The following is a 20,370-nucleotide window of genomic DNA, read 5'->3' on the forward strand; positions in this document are numbered from 1 at the left end:
GCCATGTCGATCGAACTGCGCCACCTGCGCTATTTCCTGGCGGTGGCCGACACCCTGCACTTCGGCCGCGCCGCCGAACGCCTGGGCATGTCCCAGCCGCCGCTGAGCCAGCAGATCCGCCAGCTGGAAACACTGCTGGGCGCGCGGTTGTTCCTGCGCAGCAACCGGCGGGTGGAACTCACCGAGGCCGGACGGGTGCTGCAGGCGCAGGCCACCGAGGCATTGGCGCGGGTCGACCAGGCGATCGAACTGACCCAGCGCGCGCAGCGCGGCGAAACCGGCGAACTGCGGATCGGCCTGACCCGGGCGACGCCGCTGTCCACGCAGATCCCGCGCGCGATTTTTGCCTACCGCCAGCAGTTCCCGCAGGTGCAGTTGAAGCTGCGCGAGATGAATACGCTGCAGCAGATCGATGCGCTGGTGGCGAACGAATTGGATGTTGGATTGATCCGCAAGCGGGCGCTGCCGGCGCCACTGACCTCGCGCAAATTGTTCAGCGATCCGCTGGCGCTGGTGGTGCATGACCAGCACCCGTTGCTGCGTGGGTTGCCTGAAGGCGCGCCGCTGGCGCTGCGGCAGTTCGCGCATGAGCCGTTCGTGGGGTTCCTGCGCGAAGTGGGTGCGGGCATCCATGACCACTTCATCGCGCTGTGCCGCAATGCCGGGTTCACTCCGCGCATCATCCAGGAAGCCGGTGAAGCGTCGACGCTGATCAGCCTGGCCGCTTCGGGGCTGGGTGTTACGGTGCTGCCGGCGTCGTGCAGCCACATCCATGTGGAAGGGGCGCGTTTCGTACCGTTGAGCGACCGCGCGGCGAGTTCGGAAGTGCATGTGGCCTACCGGCGCGGCAGCCCGTCACCGCTGATCACCCACTTCACCAAACTGCTGCAGGGCGGGCTCAGCGACTGACGGCAAGCGCGGCCTGCATCGGCTGCGCGCGACGGCCAAGCCGCCACGCGATGGTCGCGCCGATCACGGTGAGCACGGCGGTGAACGCGCACACGCCCCACCAGTCCCAGCGGGTGTAGAACACGCCGCCGGCGGCACCGGCCAGGCTGGAGCCCAGGTAGTAAGCGAACAGGTACAGCGCCGAGGCTTCGGCGCGCATCACACCTGCACGGCTGCCGACCCAACTGCTGGCCACCGAGTGCCCGCCGAAGAAGCCGAAGGTGACCAGCGCGATGCCCACCGCCATGCAGCCCAGCCACGGCAGCGCGAGCATGACGATGCCGAGTGCGATGAGTGCGTAGCAGATGCCGAGCACGCGGCCACGGCCATGCCTGGTGGCCTGCTGGCCCATCCAGGCCGAGCTGAAGGTGCCGACCAGGTACACGCTGAAGATCAGGCCGACCACGGTCTGGCTGAGCTGGTACGGCGGTGCGAGCAGGTGGTAGCCGAGGTAGTTGTAGAGGGTGACGAACACGCCCATCAGCACGAACGCGGTGGCAAACAGCGAAGGCAGGCCGGGGTCGGCGAACAGCTGGCGCCAGCGCGTGGGCAGTTCGCGCAGGCCGCCGCGACGGCTCTGGAAGTGCCGCGAGGGTGGCAGCTGCACCCACAGCAGCACGGTGCTGAGCACCGCGATCAGCGAAACCGCGCCGATGCCCCAGCGCCAGCCCCAGTGGTCGGCGACGATGCCGGCGATCAGGCGCCCGCTCATGCCGCCGACGGCATTGCCGCCGATGTACAGGCCCATGGCCAGCCCGAGCGCGCGCGGGTCCATTTCTTCGACCAGGTAGGTCATGGCCACGGCCGGCACACCGCTGAGGGTCAGGCCGAGCAGGGCGCGCAGCACCAGCAGCGTGCTCCAGTCGTCGACCATCGCGCTGGCGGCGGAGAGCACGGTGGAGGCGAGCAGCGCGGCGATCATCAGGCCGCGGCGGCCGACGCGGTCGGAGATCAACCCGGCCACCAGCATCGATACCGCGAGCAGGCCGGTGCTGAGGGAGAGCGCCATGGCGCTGTTGGCGGCGGAGACGCCGAAGTGGCGGCTGAACTCAGGCAGCAGCGGCTGCACGGTGTAGAGCAGGCCGAAGGTGGAGAACCCGGCCAGGAACAGGGCGACCGCCGTGCGGCGGAAGGCCGGGGTGCCCTGCTCGATGTGCTGGGAGGGCGTGGGCGGGTGGGTGGAGGGGCTGCGTTCGGGCAGCGCTGCGGTGTCGCCGTTCATTGCGTTCTGGCCCGTGGGGGCGGGCCGGTGCGTAAGAGTCAGCGCTCAGGATAGGCCGAGGTTATCGGTCGATCGATAACCTGAGCGGTCTTGATTGAGACGTTTGGGATATCGAACGGCGATCCGGCCGGGGGTAGAGCCGGGCCCTGCCCGGCTGCGCGCGATGCCCGGTCGACCGTTACAACGCCTGCCAGGTAAACCCTTCCCCACGCCGGTAATACACGCGCGCCGCTTTGCCATACAGCGAACTGGCGTCCACCAGCCCGAAATACCGCCCATCCGCACTGTTCCCGCGATGGTCGCCCAGCATCAACACCTTCCCCGCCGGCACGGTCAGGCCGGCGATATCCGGGCCCCCACCCTGCCCCAGGTCCAGCTGCGCCAGCGTGCGCCCGAAGTCTTCCACTTCATCGGTACCCGCCTGCGCGAGCGGCTGCCCGTTGATGCTCAGGTGGCCCTCGTGCAGGTCCACCCGATCCCCGCCGACGGCGGCAATCCGCTTGATAAGGCGGGTGCCGTCCTGCGGCGAATCGAATACCGCCACTTCCCCGCGCTGCGGTACGCCGGTGTGCAGCAGTTCCACGTTGGTGAACGGCAGGCGCAGCCCGTACGCACGCATGTCCACCACCACGCGGTCGCCGGGCATCAGGGTGTGCTGCATGGAGCCGCTGGGCACCTGGTAGTGGTTGGCCAGGCTGTCGCGTGCGGCAGCGAGCAGGCCGAGCATGACCAGCAGCGGCAGCGCTTCCTTCTTCAGCCAGTGCAGGACCCCTTTGGGGGCATCAACGGCGGGGGCGACCTGGGACATGGGGCAATCCTTGCGGCGAGAGAAAGATGTGACCCGGAGTGTGGACCCAAGTTCCCTGCAAAAGCTACGCAGGCTTTACGCAGGGACGGCCGCCGGCGCATGGCTGCTTTATGGCCGGGGCGCGCATCGTGGCCACACCGCGCCTCCGGGCGCTTTGTAGAGATGTTCCATGACCATCCTGTTGATCCGGCAGCCTTCGCCAGACCCGCTGCCGGTGCCAGACCAGCTGGCCGGGCATCCTGTGCAGTGCCAGCACTGTGCCACCCTGCCCGCGCTGGTGGCATGCCTGCGCGAGGCAACGCACAGCGCACCGGCGTGGGTGCTGATCGAGACTGCTTCGGCCGAACCGGCGCAGTGGGTGGCGCACGGGCAGGCGCTGCGCGCCGCACTGGATGCGCTGCCGACGCCGTACATCGAGATGGCGGCCAACGATGACGATGGTCTGGACGCGCACCTGCACCCGCAGCATGCGCCAGCGGCCACGGTGGTGTGCAGCAGTGGGCGCGCGGATGCGTGCCGGTTGTCGCTGGCGATTGCCGAGCGCCGGTTGTTGTCTGCAGCCGGGAGGGCGTGAGCCGTGTCGATTTTCATCATTCGCGGGCCGGAAGCGGCCGGGCAGTTGATCCGTACCGCGCAGCCGTTGCCGGCGCCGCTGCTGAAGGCGCTGGTGCATCGTGCGATCGATGCGGGTACCACGGTGGCGATCCGTGCCTGTGGTTCGGAACAGGAACTGCTGGATGCATTGCGCGTGGCCGACCACAGCCGTGGCGAAGTGACGCTGCTGGATCCCGGCGCGTGCGTGGGCAGCCTGCGGTTGCAGAAGCTGCTGCCGCACCTGCACAACGTGTATGTGGAAGTGCATGACGATGACAGCGCGACGCCAGAAGCGTGCCTGCCGGAGCATGTAGGCCAGCGCATCGGCGTGGCGCACGGGTATTGCGCGCAAAGTTACATGCATGCGCTGGAGATCGCGCTGGATCACCTGGGGTGTAGTGAGGTGGGGTGCAGGGTAGGTACGTGATGCCGGCCGCTGCGCGCGGCAGTAACCACCGCGTGGGACCCGCATTGGTAGGGTCGGTTCCCGAACGACCGCCGATGACGGTGATCGGGCCTGGGACGCATGACCGCGAACGGAGAGGCGCCTTCGTTCGCGGTCCATGCGTTACAGAACGTTGAACGTCTGCGTGCGGTCGTTTGGGAACCGACCCTACCTGCGAATGCCCCGTGGGCACCATGATTGCGAACGGTGATTTCATGCGAGGACACCCCAACGCCCCGACGCACGATGGCGAACGCGCACATCCTCCACACGCAAGAACGGCAGGGTTTCCCCTGCCGTTCGTGTACTACCGGTTCCGTACCGACCAAGATCGGTACCTACCGTGATCGCTACGCGATCACTTCAACCCGCGGTTCACCAGCAGCGGTTCCACCGACGGGTCCTTGCCGCGGAATTCGCGGTACAGGTCGGCCAGCTCCACGCTGTTGCCGCGCGAGAGGATCTTGTCGCGGAATACCTGGCCGTTTTCAGCGGTCAGGCCACCGTGTTCCTTGAACCACTCGAACGAGTCGTGGTCCAGCACTTCGGCCCAGAAGTAAGCGTAGTAACCGGCCGAGTAGCCGCCGCCCCAGATGTGGTCGAAGTAGGTGGTGCGGTAACGCGGCGGCACCTGCGGCAGGTCGACCTTGAACTTCTTCAGCGCAGCCGCTTCAAACGGCGCCACGTCCTGCAGCTTGGCGTCGGCCGGCTGGGTGTGCCAGGCCAGGTCGAGCAGTGCGGCAGACAGGTACTCGGTGGTCGCGTAGCCCTGGTTGAAGGTGCGGGCCTTCAGGATCTTGTCCACCAGCGCCTGCGGCATCGGCTCGCCGGTCTTGTAGTTCTTGGCGTAGTTGGCGAACACCTTCGGGTCCAGCGCCCAGTGCTCGTTGAACTGCGACGGGAACTCGACGAAATCACGCGAGGTGGCGGTGCCGGCAATCGACGGGTACTTCACGTTCGAGAACATGCCGTGCAGCGCATGGCCGAACTCATGGAACATGGTGGTGACGTCGTCGAAGCTGATCAGCGCAGGCTGGCCGGCGGCCGGCTTGGTGAAGTTGCAGACGTTGTAGACCACCGGCTTGGCACCGGTCAGGCCATCCTGTTCGACGAACACGTCCATCCAGGCGCCACCGGACTTGCTGTCACGCTTGAAGTAGTCGGTGTAGAACAGCGCCAGCGAGGTGCCGTCCTTGTCGAACACTTCGTACACCTTCATGTCCGGGTTGTAGGTCGGAATGTCGGTACGCGGCTTGAAGGTGATGCCGTACAGCTGGGTGGCGGCATAGAAGACGCCGTTCTGCAGCACGTTGTCGAGCTCGAAGTACGGCTTGATCTGCGACTCGTCCAGGTCGTACTGCGCCTTGCGCACCTGTTCGGCGTAGAAGTCCCAATCGGACGCGGCCAGCTGGAAGCCACCCTTCTGCGCGTCGATCACCTTCTGCATCTCGGCTATTTCACCGCGCGCCTTGTTGGTGGCGGCCGGCACCGTGTCGGTGAGCAGCTTCGTCGCCGCCGCCGGGGTCTTGGCCATCTGGTCGGCCAGGCTGTAGGCGGCGTAGTTCTCGAAGCCAAGCAGCTTGGCCTTCTGCGCACGCAGCTGGGCCAGGCGCTGCACGGTTTCGCGGGTGTCGTTGGCGTCGCCACGCTCCGCGCGGGTTTCCGAAGCCTTCAGCACCGCTGCGCGCTGGTCGCGGTCGGTCAGCGAGGCCAGCACCGGCTGCTGGGTGGTGTTCTGCAGCGGCAGCAGGAACTTGCCTTCCAGGTTGCGCGCCTTGGCGTCGGCGGCGGCGGTGTTGATCTCCTCTTCGCTCAGGCCGGCCAGCTTGGCCTTGTCGTCCACCACCACCGCAGCGGCGGCAGTAGCGGCCACCAGGCGGGTGTGGAACTTGGTGGCCAGCGTGGTCTCTTCCACGTTGAGCTTGCGCAGGCTGGCCTTGTCGGCGTCATTGAGCTGCGCGCCGGCACGCACGAATTCCTGGTAATCACGCTCGACCAGGCGCTTCTGCACCGGGTCCAGGCCCAGCGAATCGCGCTGGTCGTAGATGCTCTTGATGCGCGCGAACAGCTTCGGGTCCAGGCTGATTTCGTCCTGGTGCTCGGCCAGCTTGGGCGCGACTTCTTCCTGGATCTTCTGGCGCGCGTCGTTGGTGTCGGCCTGGACGATGCCGAAGAACACGCGCGAGACGCGGGTGAGGGTCTCGCCGCTGCGCTCAAGCGCTTCGATGGTGTTGTCGAACGTGGCCGGCTCGCTGTTGTCGGCGATCTTGCGCACTTCGGCCAGGTGCTGCTTCATGCCTTCGTTGAAGGCCGGCAGGTAGTCGCTGTCCTTGATGCGGTCGAACGGCGGGGCCTGGAACGGCAGCGTGCTGGCGCTCAACAGGGGGTTGGTGGAGGCGTCGGCCGGCTGCTGCGCGGCGGGGGTCTGGGTGTCGGACACGGGGGTGGACTCCTTGCCGGAACAGACCGCCAGCGCAAGGCTGATGGCGGCGGCCAAGATAACGGTACGCGACATGAAACGGGCTCCTGGAATGAGGTGAAGCGGCCTGTAACCGCAGCCGATCACCCTACTCCCATTGCCTGCGCCCGGCATGTGCCGGACGTGGCGCCTTCCTTCACACGGTACCGCGGTTCTTGCCCTTCCAGGGCTCGTAGTAGGCGCGGATGGCGGCCATGTCGGCCACGTCGTCACCGGTGGAATAGAACAACGGGCCGATGCCGATGGTCTTTTCCGGGTAATGGAAATAGCAGGCCAGCACCGGCACGTCGGCCATGCGGGCGATCTTCAGGAACCCGGCCTTCCAGTGGGTGACCGCCTTGCGGGTGCCTTCCGGGGTGATCGCGTACCAGAGCTTGTCCGAGTTGCGCAGCAGGCTGACCGCCTGCTCCACCGTACCCTGCGGCGAGCTGCGGTCCAGCGGAATCACGCCCAGGGTGTGCAGCAGCGGCGACAGCGGCCACCAGAACAGCGAGGCCTTGCCCAGCACCTTCACCTGCATGCCCAGCGCGATCTTGGCCGCCATGCCCCAGAAGCCGTCCCAGTTGGACGAGTGCGGGGCGACGATGAAGACCAGCTTGGGCACGTTGGGGAAGGTACCGGTGACCTTCCAGCCACCCAGGCGCAGCGTGCAGCGCGCCAGCCAGCGCAGGAAACGGTTCGGTTTGACCTGCGGCATCTGCGGGGGCACGGCCGGCAGCAGCGGACTACGGTTGTTCAAGCAATCACTCCCAATTGCGTGTGGTGCGGCCGCGCTTGATCTGGGCGCGGCCTTTCTTTTCATCCAGCCGGCGCATCTTGGCGCCATAGGTGGGCTTGGTCGCCACGCGCGCCTTGGGCACGCTGAGGCTGGCCTGGATGAAGGCGGCCAGGCGTTCGCGCGCGTCCTCGCGGTTACGGTCCTGGGTACGGAAACGCTGCGCGTCGATGACCAGCACGCCTTCGCCGGTCATGCGCCGGTCGCGCCGCGCCAGCAGGCGGGCACGCAACGGTTCGGGCAGGGAGGGCGAGCCGGCCACGTCGAACCGCAGCTCGACGGCGGTGGAGACCTTGTTCACGTTCTGCCCGCCGGCGCCGCTGGCGCGCACGAACCGCTCGACGAGTTCCGTGTCCGGAATCGCCAACTGCGCGTTGATGGTGACAGGCCCATTTCCCATGGGGCGCATTGTAAAGGCAGGACCCGCACCTTAGGTGACCGCAATGTGCACCAATGCCGTCGAAACGGGGGCCAAAAGTCACGTATGGGCCGGAACCGTCGGCTCGCGGACCCGTCGCCCCGGCGATGCTGCCGTGCGCCACGACGGCTTGACGGTGGCGCAGGTATGCTCGGGCTTCCATGCACCGCAGGACGCACTTCATGATTTCGACCCTGACCCGCCTCGGCCTGACCCTTGCCTTGGGCCTGGCGGCCATTGCCCCGGCGCTGGCGGCACCGCCGTCGGATGCGGACATCAACCGCCTGCTGGCCGCCTCGCGCGCGCAGAACATGCTCGACTCGATGGTGCCGCGGATGGAGGAGATGCAGCGCCAGCAGTTCCTGCAGATTGCGCAACAGCGCAAGCTGGACGACGCCCAGAAGGTGCAGCTGCAGCGGATTGAACAGCGCAGCAAGGAGACCATCCGCCAGGCGCTGTCGTGGCAGCAGCTGCGGCCGATGTATGTGGACCTCTACAAGAAGACCTTCAGCAAGGAAGACGTGCTGGCCATGGCCGAGTTCTACGAGAGCTCGGCCGGGCAGAGCCTGCTCGACAAGACCCCGGCGCTGATGCAGAACGCGATGGTGGCGATCCAGGACCGGATGCAGCCATTGTTTGTGGACCTGCAGAAGGACCTGGAGGCGATCGTGAATGAAGCGCCGGCGCAGCCGGCATCACCAGCCAAATAAATCCATCGCCTTGCGGAACTCCCCTTCCGTCGGCGCGCTGACATCCATCGGCGTGCCGTCCGGGTGCGGGAAGCGCAGGCGTTCGGCGTGCAGCAGCATGCGGTGGATGCCCTGCATGCGGAAACTGCGGTTGTGGCGGCCGTCGCCGTGGCTGGTGTCGCCGATCAGGTGATGCGAGAGGTGCTTCAGATGCCGGCGGATCTGGCGGAAACGCCCGGTCTGCGGCTGGCAGCGCAGCAGCGCGTAACGCGAGGTCTCGAATTCGCCCACCGGTACCGGAATCTCACCCACCGCCACCCGCTGGAAATGGGTGATGGCCTGCTTCTTCACCGGCTTGCCGGGGCCGCCGTCCAGGTCGTGGTCGACGGTGAACGTTTCTTCGGCCGGCCAGCCACGGCAGATCGCCAGATAGTCCTTGATGACGTCGCCGCCCATCAGCGACTTGCCCAGCACGCTGGCGCTTTCGCGGTCGAAGGCCAGCAGCAGGCAACCGCTGGTGGCCCGGTCCAGCCGGTGCACCAGGAAGATCGGCTTGCCCAGCTGTTCGCGCAGGCGGTCGGCGAGGAAATCATCTTCGCCACGCGCCAGCTTGCTGTCGTGGACCATCAGGCCCGCAGGTTTGTTGACCACCGCCAGGCGGTCGTCCACATGCAGCAGCTGCAACGGCGGCAGCGCGACCGGCGCTTCGGCCGGCGCGTCGACGTCACTCATCGCCGCCACCACGCTGCGCCCAGCGAGAACAACCCGGCCACACCACTCACCCAGCTCAGCATCGGCACGTCACCGACGTACCAGCCACCGGGCTGCATGCCGTACAGCACCGCCGCGACGATCAGCAGGCCGACACCGGCGATGGCCGCCACCGCGCGCTTCTGCAGTTTCTGCAGGTTGACGTTGAGCGCTTCCAGGTCGCGCGAGCGCATCGACAATTCATGCCCGCCTTCCACCTGCTGCCGCAGCCAGGCATGCACCAGGCGCGGCATGTCCGGCGCGTGGGTCATGATTTCCGGCAGGCGCTTGCGCATCTCCTTCAGCACCCGGCGCGGGCTGTAGCGTTCGCGCAGGATGCGTTCCAGCACCGGCCGCGCCACCGCCCAGATGTCCAGTTCCGGATCCAGCTGGCGACCCACGCCTTCGATGTTGAGCAGGGTCTTCTGCAGCAGGATCAGCTGCGGCTGCAGGGTCAGCTCATAACGCTGCGCCACGCGGAACAGCTTGATCAGCACTTCGGCCAGCGAGATCTGCGACAGCGGGCGGGTAAAGTACGGTTCGCACACCGAACGCGCGGCCGCTTCGAGCTCGTCGATGCGCACGTTGTTCGGCATCCAGCCGGCTTCAACGTGGAGCTCGGCCATGCGCCGGTAGTCCTTGTTGAAGATGGCCATGAAGTTTTCGGCCAGGTAGTACTGATCTTCTTCGGACAGCTGGCCCATGATGCCGAAATCCAGCGCGATGAAGCGCGGGTTGTCGCGGCGCATCGGATCGGTGTCGACCCAGATGTTGCCGGCGTGCGCGTCGGCATGGAAGAAGTTGTCGCGGAACACCTGCGTGTAGAACACGCGCACGCCCTTGGCGGCCAGTGCCTTGCGGTCGATGCCGGCCTTGTCCAATGCGGCGATGTCGTCCGAGGGAATGCCCCACACCCGCTCCAGGGTGAGCGCACGCTCGGCGGTGTGGCTCCAGATAACCTCGGGCACGTACAGGTCGTCCGAGTCCACCCAGTTGCGGCGCAGGACGCTGGCATTGGCGCCCTCGCGCTGCAGGTCGAGCTCGGCCGCAAGCGTGTTTTCGACTTCGGCCACCACTTCGCGCGGACGGATCTTGTCGGCGCGCGGGTGCGCGCGCTCGACCAGCGCGGCGGCGGATTTCAGCAGCGCGATGTCGGCGTCGATCTGCTTCTCGATGTCCGGGCGCAGCACCTTGACCACCACCTGGCGGCCATCGGCCAGGGTGGCGGCGTGGACCTGGGCGATCGAGGCCGAGGCCAGCGGCTGCAGGTCGAACGTGGCGAACGCCTCGGCCACCGGCCGGCCCAGCGCCTGTTCGACAATGCGCTGCGCGGTGGCGCCGTCGAACGGCTTGACCCGGTCCTGCAGCAGGGTGAGTTCGTTGGCGATGTCGGCCGGGATGAGGTCGCGGCGGGTGGAGAGGATCTGCCCGAACTTGACGAAGATCGGGCCCAGGTCCTGCAGCGCCAGGCGCAGGCGCGCGCCCCGCGACTGCGCGGCGATGTCGGCCGAGGCGCGCGGCACGAACGGCTTGGCAATGCGCAGCCAGCCTTCCAGCGGGGTGCCATCCAGCAGATCGTCCAGGCGGTAGCGCAGGATCACGCGACCAATCCGGCTTGCCCGGAACACCGCCTTCATGCGCGCACCTGGGCCAGGCGCTGCACACGGGCAGCCATGCGTTCCACGTCGTCGCGCATCACGTCCACATCGTCATGGAAGGCATCCAGTTCGGCTCGGGGTACCACGTCGCGCGACTCCTCGGTGACAAATTCGGCGGCACTGTGCGCCAGGTCGGACGCGCCACGGCGCGCATGCTGCAGGGCCGAGCGCAGCGCATTCGCTACCTGCACGCCCAGGATTTCGCCAAATACTTTTACGAACGGCAGCTGCCAGTCCGGGTCGAAGCGGGTGGCCAGCTGCTGCAGCCGGCGCGCCAGTTCGGCATCGCCGGAGACCTTGACCCGCCCGGCCGGCGCGTCACCGCCACGGCGTGCGTTGGCCAGGAATGGCAGCTGCGCCAGCACTCCCCCCAGCGTGCTGCGCACGGCCAGGTCCGGTTCGGCCTGCGGGTCGACCGGGCCCACGGTGAGACGCTCGCCGTCTACGCCGATCCGCATCGCCAGCGCGGGCGACTCCAGGGTCAGCGCGATGTGGCGGCCATCCAGTGCGACCAGCGCGCGGCGGGTGTCGGGGTCCAGCGCCAGGGTGCGGTTGAGCGCGAGCTGCAGCGCATTGCCGGCCAGGGGCTTGAGGGAGGAGAGCAAAGAGCGGGGCATACGCACATTCTACAGGGACCGGGTCGGTCGTCCGCCCAAACAAAAAGGGCCTGGCGCCCTTGGAAGCGCCAGACCCTCAGCGGTTCGCGCTGGAACCTACGGGCCCGGAGAGAGGGGGGCCCGCAGGATCCGGCGCGCTACTAACCTCGCTTGCGGAACATCGAGATGATCGCCAGGATCAGGAAGACAACGAACAGGATCCAGGCAATGTTGCTGGCGGCACCAGCAATGCCGGAGAAACCGAGCACTGCCGCAATAAGGGCGATGACAAAGAAAATTACGGCGTAGTGCAGCATGTCGATCCTCGCGTCGGGCGTGCCGGATTGGCGTGCTGCCATCTTCACCAAGCTTCGGTGTTCAGGAAGTGATGGGAATCTGGATATGCGATGAAGCCTTCAGCCTCGTGAGACCCTCGTCAATGCTGACCTGCGGCACGTAGCCGAAGTCGCGCCGCGCCGGCTCCATGCTGTACCAGTGCGGGGTGCACAGCTGCTCGGCCAGGAAGCGGGTCATCGGCGGCTCGCCCTTCAGGCGCAGCAGCGGCCACAACCGTTCGGCCACCGCACCGATGCGGTAGGCGGTCTTGAAGCTGATCGACTTCTCCACGCCCGGTGCGCCCACCGCGGCGAGCAGCTTGTTGAGCAGCTCGCGCATCGGCAGCGGCTCGCCGTTGGAAATGAAGTACGCCTTTCCCGCGCAGGCGGCGCCCGGGGCGAGGTGTTCGAAGGCGAGGAAGTGCGCCAGCGCGGCGTTGTCGATGTAGGTAGTGTCCACCAGGTTGGTGCCGTCGCCGACGAAGCGCAGGCGCCCGGCGCGCGCGCGTTCGGCCAGGCGCGGCACCAGCTGCTGGTCGCCGGGGCCCCAGATCAGGCGGGGACGCAGCGCGACCGTGGCGAGGGTTGCATCGTTGGCGGCCAGTACGTGCTGTTCGGCGATGGTCTTGGTGGCCGCGTAGGGGGCCTGGAAGTCTTCGCCGTAGGGCACTTCATCGGCACCCAGGCCTTCGACCGGGTGGGTGGCGCGGTGGGTGACGCTGGGCGTGGAGGTATACACCAGCGTGCGCACGCCATGCGTGCGGCAGGCGGCGATCACGTTGTCGGTGCCGACCACGTTGGCCAGGTGGTAGCTCTCGTAGCTGCCCCACGCGCCGGCCTTGGCGCCGTTGTGGAATACCGCGTCGACCCCGGCCACCGCATGCCGCACGGCGTCGGCGTCGGCGAGGTCGCCGCGGATCTGGCCCACGCCCAGCGCGGCCAGCGGCGGGTAGTCGCCACGGTTGAAGCTGAGCACTTCGTGGCCGCGCTCGACCAGGCCACGGCACAGCGCCTGGCCAAGGAAACCACCACCGCCGGTGACGAGGATCTTCATGCGTGTTGTTCCATTCGGGTTGCGGCCCAGACCGCGAGTTTCTCGCGGCCGATCTTGGCATTGTGGCGGATGTCGACCGGGAAGCCCGGGTGCAACAGGAAGCGTTCGATGCGCACGGTGCCCGGATGCGCGGCCGCTTCGTCGCGCAGGCGCTGCTGCAGGGCGGGCGAGTCGGCGGTGCCCGGCTGCAGTTCATAGCAGAGCACCGGCAGCTGCGCACCGGTGGCGCCGATCCCGACCAGCGCGGTGCGGGCGATGCCGTCCAGCGCGTTGAACACCGGTTCCACCTGTTCGGTGTACAGCGGGCCATGCGCGGTTTCCAGGCGCTGGGTCTTGCGCCCGCAGAACCACAGGCGGCCGTCGCAATCGAAGTAGCCGACGTCGCCCATGCGGTGCACCACGCGGGTGCTGCCATCGGCCAGGGTTTCAGTGATCTTGGCTGCGGCGGTGGCCTGCGGGCGGTTGAAGTAGCTGTCGGTGGCGGTCGGGCCGGCCACGGTGATTTCGCCGACCACGCCGGTGGCCACTTCGCGCACCTGGGTCCACGCCGGCAGCGGCGCATCGTCGATGGCGATGATGCGCACTTCATTGGGCGGCACTACCCGGCCGACGCAGGTGCCGGCGCCGGCTTCGGTGGCCTGGCGCGTGCTTTCCAGCGCGCGGCCTTCGATCACCGCCACCGGCAGGCACTCGGTGGCGCCGTAGGGGGTCCAGAACTGGGCGTCTTCCGGCAGCAGCTTGCGGATCCGTGCCACCACATCCGGCGGCACCGGCGCGCCGGCCGAGGTCACCCGGCGTACGCCGTGCAGCGGCTGGCCATGGTCGGCCAGCACCCGCATCAGCGCCGGCGAGCCGAACAGCTGGGTCACCCCGAAGCGTTTGATCGCGTCATGCAGCTTGCGCGGGTCGGCCTTGGCCGGGCGCGTTGGGTCCATGTCGGGAATGACCGAGGTGAGGCCCAGCGCCGGGTCGAACAGGGCGAACGGTGGGAAGGTGGGCAGGTCGATGCCGCCCGGTTCCATGCCGAACGCCGAGCGCAGCAGCTCGACCTGGCCGACGAAGTGGCGGTGCCGGTAGACCACGCCCTTGGGCACGCCGGTCGAGCCGCTGGTGAACAGCAGCGCGGCCACGTCCTCGCCGTCGGTGGCGGCCATCGGCTGCGGGTTACGCGCGCCCTCGGCTTCGAGCTGGGCCAGGGTGGTGCCGCCCCAGCCCCAGCGGCGACCGACCGTGACCAAGCGCTTGGCGCCCGGGCACCAGCGCAGGACCAGCCGCGCCACGTGGGCCAGGCCAATGCCGATGAAGGCTTCAGGCTGGGCTTCGTCCAGGCACTGCTTCAGCGCGCGCTTGTCGATGCCCGGGTCGACCAGCACCGGCACGGCGCCGTTCTTGAACAGCGCGAACATCAGCAGGAAGAACTCCGGCGAGGGCCGCACCATCACCACCGCACGCACCCCGCGGCCGATCCCGTAGGCGGCCAGGCCGGCGGCCATGGCGTCGCTGCGGGCGTCCAGGGTGCGGTAATCCAGGGTCACGTCGTAGCGCGCCATGCCGTCCGGGCCGGGTTTGCCGGGGCAGCGGATGGCGATCTGGTCGGGGCGTTCACGGGCCAGTTCGGGCAGGCGCGCGGCGATGTTGGTCGGGCTGTTCATCCGTTCATTGTCGCCGCTGCAGAAATTTCTTGCGCGGCGGCCCGTAGCGTGGAAAATTCGCGCCCTTCCCCCCAGCACGCAGCCGCCCAAGGCCGGCACCCCATGTCCCATCCCTGCATGACCTGTGGCGCCTGCTGTACCCAGTACCGCGTGGCCTTCCATTGGATGGAATCGGACGAGGTCACCCCGGGCGGCGTGCCGCACCAGCTCACCGAACCGCTCGATCCCCACCGCCTGTGCATGCGCGGCACCCTGTCCAAGCCGGTGCGCTGCGTGGCGCTGGACGCGGAGATCGGGGTGTATTCACGCTGCAGCATCCACCCCAACCGGCCCAGCGTGTGCCGCGAGGTGGACGCATCGTGGGAGTACGGCAAGGCCAGCCCGCAGTGCGACAAGGCGCGGGCGATCCATGGGCTGCCGGCGCTGAGCCTGGAAAGCTGGGCGTGGCGCGACACCCCGGACGCAGCCTGACCCGGTAGCGCCGGGCCCTGCCCGGCTGCCCGCAACCCGTCCGCGTTACAGCGGGTTCGCGTCCAGGAAGGCCCGGATCTCCGGCACCAGCACTTCGTGCTTGTCTTCCAGGACGTAGTGCCCGGCGTCCTCGAACGCGTGCACCTGCGCCTGCGGCAGCGCGGCCTGGAAGCCCTCCAGGAAATGGTGGTCGAACACGAAGTCGCGCAGGCCCCAGCCGATGAAGGCCGGGCGGTCGGCGAACGAGGGCAGCGCCTTGCCGGCGCGCTCCAGCAGCGACCAGGCCTTGTCGGCCGGGCTCAGCGGAATGTCCTGCATGAAGCGGATGGTGCTGATCCGGTTGGCGTAGCTGTTGTACGGCGACACATAGGCGCGGCGCACGTCCGCCGGCATCTTCCGCTCCACGCCCAGCCACGAGGCGCCGGACGAGAACGCATTGAAGCTGCGGATGATCCACTCGCCAATCTTCCAGTGGCGGCCCAGCGCGATCTGCCACGGCATCTGCTTGGCCGCCGGCATCGGGAAGGCGGCGGTGTTGAGCACCACCAGGCGCTTCACCTGGGCGTGGTGCGACAGTGCCCAGCCGAAACCGATCATGCCGCCCCAGTCGTGCACGGCCAGGGTCACCGGACCGGTGATGCCCAGGTGCGCCAGCAGTGCATCCAGGTCGTCCACGCGCGACTGCAGGGTGTATTCGTAGTGCGCGTCATCCGGCTTGTCCGACAGGCCCATGCCGATGTGGTCGGGCACGATGCAGCGGTAACGGTCCGACAACCCGGCAACCAGCGTGCGCCAGTAATAGCTCCACGACGGATTGCCGTGGACCATCACCACCACCTCGCCGTCGCGCGGACCTTCGTCGAGATAGCTCATCGACAGACCGGGGCGGACCTCGAAACGCTGCGGATGGGCGGGGTAACCGGGAAGCTTGGACATCGGATGGCACCTGTAAAAAGGGCCGGTAAGACCGGCCCTTGGAATCAACGCAGTGGACCGCTTACCAGACCACTTCGGCCATGGAGCAGTTCAGGCCGGAGCCGATGCCCAGAAGCGCGATGCGGTCGCCCTTCTTCAGCTTGCCCAGCTGCTTGAGCTTGCTCAGCACGATCGGCACCGAGGCCGGGCCGATGTTGCCGTGCTCGCCGAAGATGGTCATGACCTTCTTCGGGTCGATGCCGAAGTTCTTGATGAACGCGGCCGTGTGCGGCTGGCTGACCTGGTGGATCACGAACTGGTCCAGCTCTTCCACGGCCCAGCCGAGTGCAATCTTGGCGGCGCTGAAGGTCTTCTGCGCCAGCTTGATGCCTTCGATCAGCAGCAGGCGGGTATCGGTGACCATGCGGTCCAGGTTGCCCAGGCACAGCTGGTTCCACTCGGTGGCCGAGCGGGTCACGCCACCGCGGTAGCGCGGCGCGTCCGGCACCAGTTCGGTGCGGGCCATGACCATGGCGGCGGCGCCACAACCCAGGGTCAGGGCGGCCATCTCGTTGCGGAAGTCGTCAGCGGTCACGCCCGGCTGGGCCATGCGCTCGAGGGTCTTCTCGTACACCAGGTTGGCGGTTTCGCCATCGACGATCAGGGCGTAGTCGATCTCGCCGCGTTCCAGCATGCGGGCGGCGATGTCCATGCCGTTGATGAAGGCCAGGCAGGCATTGGCGACGTCGAAGGTCATGCACTCGTCGCCTACGCCCAGGTTGCCCGAGACGATGGAGGCGGTGGACGGCTCCAGGTAGTCGCGGCTGACCGAGGTGTTGACCAGCAGGCCGATCTTGTCGGCGCCGATGCCGGCGTCTTCCAGCGCCTTGCGGGCGGCCAGGGTCGCGGCGTCGGAGGCGAGCATGTCCGCGTCCCAGAGGCGACGGGCATGGATGCCGGCGATATCGCCGAGCACGTCGGTACGGATACCCAGGCGGTCCAGCGTCGGCTGCAGGCGTTCGTTGATTTCCTTCGACGTCAGCGTGTGCGGCGCGTCGATGTGCGCCAGGCCGGCGATCGATACATTCTTGAAGAGCATCAGTTAGCGCCAAGGCTCAGGCAAAGGGGGCGCTATTGTAAGCCCCCCGGGCCTTCACCGCACCTTTACGAATTCACGTTCAGGCGTATGGTGTCGCAATTGAACGTGACCGGTTCAGCGCGGCGGGCACTGGAAGGCCTTGAAACGCTGGCTGCCGTCGGCCGGCAGGCCCGAGGCCTGGACCGCATTGGCCGACGCGCTGGGGGCCTCATTGCGGGCCAGGGTTTCCAGTTCTTCCTGCACGCGCAGCGGGTTGCGGTTGTAGAAGCCCACCTTGCTCTTCACGGTGACCACCACCTCGCCCTTGTCGATGCAGCCGGTCGGCACCGGCCCGGCCGGCAGCACCCGCACCGACTTGCCCACCGGTTCGATCGGCACCCAGGTGCAGGCGGAGGTGGCGAGGATTGCGGCGGAAAGAAGCAGAAGGCGCATGGCGGGGACGCTCGGATAGGTCATGCAGGGATTCTGCCTGAATGGAATGAATGGCGGGTGGACGGGCGCCGGCCGACGGCCGGCGCCCGTGCCGGTTACTTCACCGGCTTCCCATCCGCATCAATGACCATCACCTCGCCCAGGTTCAGCGCGCGCACCGGGGCTTCGGTCTGCTTCAGGTCGCCCACCACCACCCAGGTCATCGTCTTCGGGTCCAGGGTGGCCGCGGCCTGCTGCACCTGGGCCGGGGTCATCGCCTCGATCTCGGCCTTGCGCTTGAACACGTAATCATCCGGGCGCTGGTAACGGACGATGCCGCTGATGGTCCCCATCACCGCGCTGGCGGTTTCATACGCGCCCGGCAGGCTCAGGTTCTGGATGTTGCGGATGCGGGTGACTTCGGCCGGGGTGATCGCTTCGGCACCGGAGGCGAAGTCGGCGATCTCCTTCTGCATTTCCTTCATCGCATCGGCGGTCTTGTCGATCTGCACCGGCGCCATGCCCATCCACGGGCGCTGGCCCAGGGTGCTGCTGGCCATGGTGCGGGCGCCGTAGGACCAGTGCTTCTCCTCGCGCAGGTTCATGTTCAGGCGCGAGGTGAAGTCGCCGCCGAGCACGCCGTTGGCGATGTCGAAGCGGGTGGCGCCCGGGTCCATGGTGGAGGGCACCACCTGGCCGGCGTACAGGTTGGCCTGCACGGCACCGGGCTGGTCGATCAGGTACACGCGGGCCTTGGCCGGGCGGGCCACATCCACCAGCGGCTTGAGCTGCGGGGCCGGGCCGGTGCTCTTCCAGTTGCCGAACTGGCGCTCCAGCAGCGGCACGATTTCCTTCAGGGTGGTGTCGCCCACCACGATCAGGGTGCCCTGTTCCGGACGCAGCGCGTCCCGGTGGAAGGCGACCAGGTCTTCGCGGGTCAGCGACTGGATGTCCGCTTCATTGCCGCTGCCGGTGAACGGAATGGCATACGGGTGGCCGGCGCCGTACAGCAGCGGCGGCAGCACGCGCATGGCGGCGGCGCTGGGGTTGACCTTCTCCTGCTGGATGCCGGCGATCCAGGTCGCCTTGACCCGGTCGATCTCGCTCTGGTCGAAGCGCGGCTGGCGCAGCATGTCGGCATACAGGGCCAGCGACGGCGCCAGGTTTTCCTTCAGCGCCGAGAGGTAGACGCTGGCGCTGTCCAGCGACGCCGAGGCGCCCATGTTGGCACCCAGGGCATCGGCCGCGTCGGCGAACGGCAGCGCGCCGAGCTTGCCGGCGCCTTCGCCCATCAGGTCCATGGTGAAGTTGGCGGTGCCGGACTTGCGGCCCTGGTCGGCGGTGAAGCCACCGGGGAACTCATAGCTGAACTGCACCACCGGGATGTCGTGGCGTTCGGCCAGGATCACCTGGGTGCCGTTCTTCAGCGTGGCGCGGTGCAGCTGCGGGAACTTCAGTTCGGGGAAGGTCCTGGTCTGCGGCACGCCGGTGCTGCGGTCGACCTGGCTGGCCGTACTGGTGAACTTCGGGTCCACGGCCGGCACGGTGAACGGCTTCGGGGTCGCCGAGGGCAGCTCCGGCAGCGCCACGCGCGCGCCCGGTTCCACCACCAGGGTGTGGTCGCCCACGCCCAGCCACTTGGCACCGGCGGCACGCACGTCTGCCGCGCTGGCGGCGTCGATGGTGGCCAGCGAGCGGCGGAAGCAGCCCGGGTCGCCTTCGAACACGGTGCATTCGGCCAGCGCGTCGGCCTTGCCGCCGAACCCGCCGATGCGCTCGATGCCACGGATGAAGCCGGCGCGGAATGCGGTCTTGCCGCGGCTCAGTTCATCGGCGGTGGGGCCGTCGGCCACCAGGCGGCGCACTTCCTCATCGATGACCGCTTCGACCTTGGCCGGGTCCACGCCCTGCTTCACCGTGGCCATGATCACGAAGTTGGAGCCCAGCTGCGAGGTGTAGGCACCGGCGCTGATGTTGTCCACCAGCTTGTCCTGGTGCAGCAGGCGCTGGTCCAGGCGCGAGGACTTGGCACCGCCCAGTACCTGCGCGAACAGCTGCAGCTGGTCGATGTCGGAGGTACCGGTCTGGGCAACGTTCCACACGCGGTAGATCCGGGCCTGCGGGACCTTGTCGGTCATGGTCTCGCGGGTGGATTTTTCGCGCTTGGCCACGTTGACCTTGGGCTGCGCCATGCTCGGGCCGGCCGGGATGTCGCCGAAGTAGCGCGCGACCTTTTCCTTCGCGGTGGCCACGTCGATGTCGCCGGCCAGCACCAGCACCGCGTTGTTCGGGCCGTACCAGGTGCGGAACCAGTTCTTGACGTCTTCCAGCGAGGCCGCGTTGAGGTCGTTCATCGAGCCGATCACGCCGTGGTGGTACGGGTGGCCTTCGGGGTACATCGAACGGCTGAGCTTGTCCCACACCTGGCCATACGGCTGGTTCTCGCCCTGGCGCTTTTCGTTCTGGACCACGCCGCGCTGTTCATCGAGCGCCGCCTGGTCGATCGCGCCGAGCAGGTGGCCCATGCGGTCGGACTCCATCCACAGCGCCATGTCCAGCGCGGTGGTGGGCACGTTCTCGAAGTAGTTGGTGCGGTCGGTGTTGGTGGTGCCGTTCTGGCCGGTCACGCCGACCTGCTTGAACGGTTCGAAGTATTCGCCGTTGTGGTTTTCGCTGCCCTGGAACATCAGGTGTTCGAACAGGTGCGCAAAGCCGGTGCGGCCGGCCGGTTCGTCCTTGCTGCCCACGTGGTACCAGATGTTCACCGCCACGATCGGCGCCTTGCGGTCGGTGTGCACCACCACGCGCAGGCCATTGGGCAGGGTGAACTCCTCGAACGGAATGTCGACCTTGGCGACCTGGGCCGGCTTGGCCATCAACGGTGCCGGGGCAAGGCTGCCCAGTGCGGCGGAAAGCGCAACAGCCAGCAGTGCGGCACGCGGTCGAAGTTGGACGGTCATTCCGGGTCCTTGGTCATGAAAGTGAAGGGGGGATGCTAGCCCGGGACGACCGGTTGGGGCATCCGCCAACAGTCATTGCCCTTGTAGGGGA

20 protein-coding genes are annotated in these 20,370 nt (G+C 67.6%); 5 read left to right on the forward strand and 15 right to left on the reverse strand.

The genetic code is table 11. The features are described from left to right. The first annotated feature begins 3 nt into the window (after positions 1–3). Positions 4–909 (forward strand): LysR substrate-binding domain-containing protein, encoded by a 906-nt coding sequence (locus RYM47_RS04845; RefSeq protein ID WP_070208700.1) that lies wholly within the window; start codon positions 4–6, stop codon positions 907–909. Here the strand turns inward: RYM47_RS04845 and RYM47_RS04850 are convergent. Both RYM47_RS04850 and lepB read right to left on the reverse strand, forming a co-directional pair. Further along, positions 899–2,170, reverse strand: coding sequence for an MFS transporter (locus tag RYM47_RS04850; protein WP_315386423.1), 1,272 nt, complete (start codon positions 2,168–2,170; stop codon positions 899–901). The genes RYM47_RS04845 and RYM47_RS04850 overlap by 11 nt on opposite strands. 178 nt (positions 2,171–2,348) lie before the next feature. Beyond that, on the reverse strand, positions 2,349–2,978 hold the full coding sequence (gene lepB, locus RYM47_RS04855; protein ID WP_315386424.1) for a signal peptidase I: 630 nt from the start codon (positions 2,976–2,978) through the stop codon (positions 2,349–2,351). A 169-nt stretch (positions 2,979–3,147) separates the two neighbouring features. On the opposite strand from lepB, the gene RYM47_RS04860 reads away from it, so the two are divergent. Together RYM47_RS04860 and RYM47_RS04865 are read left to right on the forward strand one after the other, a co-directional pair. Then, entirely contained in the window at positions 3,148–3,552 is a 405-nt protein-coding gene (locus RYM47_RS04860; protein WP_315386425.1) for a hypothetical protein, read from the forward strand. A gap of 3 nt (positions 3,553–3,555) precedes the next feature. Further along, positions 3,556–3,999 (forward strand): 3-dehydroquinate dehydratase, encoded by a 444-nt coding sequence (locus RYM47_RS04865; RefSeq protein WP_315386426.1) that lies wholly within the window; start codon positions 3,556–3,558, stop codon positions 3,997–3,999. 376 nt (positions 4,000–4,375) lie between these two features. Here RYM47_RS04865 and dcp read toward each other — a convergent pair whose 3' ends face one another. The 3 genes from dcp to arfB all read right to left on the reverse strand — a co-directional run bounded on the left by dcp (position 4,376) and on the right by arfB (position 7,671). After that, on the reverse strand, positions 4,376–6,532 hold the full coding sequence (gene dcp / locus RYM47_RS04870; protein ID WP_315386427.1) for a peptidyl-dipeptidase Dcp: 2,157 nt from the start codon (positions 6,530–6,532) through the stop codon (positions 4,376–4,378). Positions 6,533–6,632: 100 nt separating this feature from the next. Beyond that, entirely contained in the window at positions 6,633–7,235 is a 603-nt protein-coding gene (locus RYM47_RS04875) for a lysophospholipid acyltransferase family protein (RefSeq protein WP_315386428.1), read from the reverse strand. 4 nt (positions 7,236–7,239) lie between these two features. Further along, positions 7,240–7,671: an alternative ribosome rescue aminoacyl-tRNA hydrolase ArfB gene (gene arfB / locus RYM47_RS04880; protein ID WP_315386429.1), complete on the reverse strand. Its 432-nt coding sequence runs from the start codon at positions 7,669–7,671 to the stop codon at positions 7,240–7,242. A gap of 200 nt (positions 7,672–7,871) precedes the next feature. On the opposite strand from arfB, the gene RYM47_RS04885 reads away from it, so the two are divergent. Continuing rightward, the gene (locus tag RYM47_RS04885) at positions 7,872–8,399 is read left to right on the forward strand and encodes a DUF2059 domain-containing protein (protein ID WP_315386430.1); all 528 of its coding nucleotides are present in this window, start codon (positions 7,872–7,874) and stop codon (positions 8,397–8,399) included. Here the strand turns inward: RYM47_RS04885 and RYM47_RS04890 are convergent. The 6 genes from RYM47_RS04890 to oleC form a co-directional block, all read right to left on the reverse strand. Continuing rightward, the gene (locus RYM47_RS04890) at positions 8,385–9,110 is read right to left on the reverse strand and encodes a pseudouridine synthase (RefSeq protein ID WP_315386431.1); all 726 of its coding nucleotides are present in this window, start codon (positions 9,108–9,110) and stop codon (positions 8,385–8,387) included. The two genes, RYM47_RS04885 and RYM47_RS04890, sit on opposite strands and share 15 nt — an antisense overlap. Next, the gene (gene ubiB, locus RYM47_RS04895) at positions 9,107–10,765 is read right to left on the reverse strand and encodes a ubiquinone biosynthesis regulatory protein kinase UbiB (RefSeq protein WP_315386432.1); all 1,659 of its coding nucleotides are present in this window, start codon (positions 10,763–10,765) and stop codon (positions 9,107–9,109) included. The genes RYM47_RS04890 and ubiB overlap by 4 nt, the downstream gene beginning before the upstream one ends. Next, entirely contained in the window at positions 10,762–11,403 is a 642-nt protein-coding gene (locus RYM47_RS04900) for an SCP2 sterol-binding domain-containing protein (RefSeq protein WP_315386433.1), read from the reverse strand. Before RYM47_RS04900 ends, ubiB begins: the two co-directional genes overlap by 4 nt. A 140-nt stretch (positions 11,404–11,543) precedes the next feature. Continuing rightward, complete coding sequence (locus RYM47_RS04905) at positions 11,544–11,699, reverse strand: DUF1328 domain-containing protein (RefSeq protein ID WP_070208703.1); 156 nt, start codon at positions 11,697–11,699, stop codon at positions 11,544–11,546. A gap of 61 nt (positions 11,700–11,760) precedes the next feature. Then, a complete protein-coding gene (gene oleD / locus RYM47_RS04910; protein ID WP_315386434.1) occupies positions 11,761–12,771 on the reverse strand; it encodes a 2-alkyl-3-oxoalkanoate reductase in 1,011 nt (336 codons plus the stop codon). Then, positions 12,768–14,423: an olefin beta-lactone synthetase gene (gene oleC, locus RYM47_RS04915; RefSeq protein ID WP_315386435.1), complete on the reverse strand. Its 1,656-nt coding sequence runs from the start codon at positions 14,421–14,423 to the stop codon at positions 12,768–12,770. Before oleC ends, oleD begins: the two co-directional genes overlap by 4 nt. A gap of 102 nt (positions 14,424–14,525) precedes the next feature. Here oleC and RYM47_RS04920 point away from each other — a divergent pair, with 102 nt between their 5' ends. Then, positions 14,526–14,894, forward strand: coding sequence for a YkgJ family cysteine cluster protein (locus tag RYM47_RS04920; protein WP_315386436.1), 369 nt, complete (start codon positions 14,526–14,528; stop codon positions 14,892–14,894). A gap of 45 nt (positions 14,895–14,939) precedes the next feature. On the opposite strand, the gene RYM47_RS04925 is transcribed toward RYM47_RS04920, so the two are convergent. From RYM47_RS04925 to RYM47_RS04940, 4 genes are all read right to left on the reverse strand, one after another. Next, positions 14,940–15,830 (reverse strand): alpha/beta fold hydrolase, encoded by an 891-nt coding sequence (locus RYM47_RS04925; protein WP_315386437.1) that lies wholly within the window; start codon positions 15,828–15,830, stop codon positions 14,940–14,942. A 61-nt stretch (positions 15,831–15,891) separates the two neighbouring features. After that, complete coding sequence (locus RYM47_RS04930; RefSeq protein WP_315386438.1) at positions 15,892–16,908, reverse strand: 3-oxoacyl-ACP synthase III; 1,017 nt, start codon at positions 16,906–16,908, stop codon at positions 15,892–15,894. 114 nt (positions 16,909–17,022) lie between these two features. Next, a complete protein-coding gene (locus tag RYM47_RS04935) occupies positions 17,023–17,340 on the reverse strand; it encodes a DUF4156 domain-containing protein (protein ID WP_315386439.1) in 318 nt (105 codons plus the stop codon). Between the two features lie 95 nt (positions 17,341–17,435). Further along, on the reverse strand, positions 17,436–20,279 hold the full coding sequence (locus tag RYM47_RS04940) for a pitrilysin family protein (RefSeq protein ID WP_315386440.1): 2,844 nt from the start codon (positions 20,277–20,279) through the stop codon (positions 17,436–17,438). Positions 20,280–20,370 lie beyond the last annotated feature (91 nt).

This window comes from uncultured Stenotrophomonas sp. (assembly GCF_963519125.1).
Classification (GTDB): domain Bacteria; phylum Pseudomonadota; class Gammaproteobacteria; order Xanthomonadales; family Xanthomonadaceae; genus Stenotrophomonas.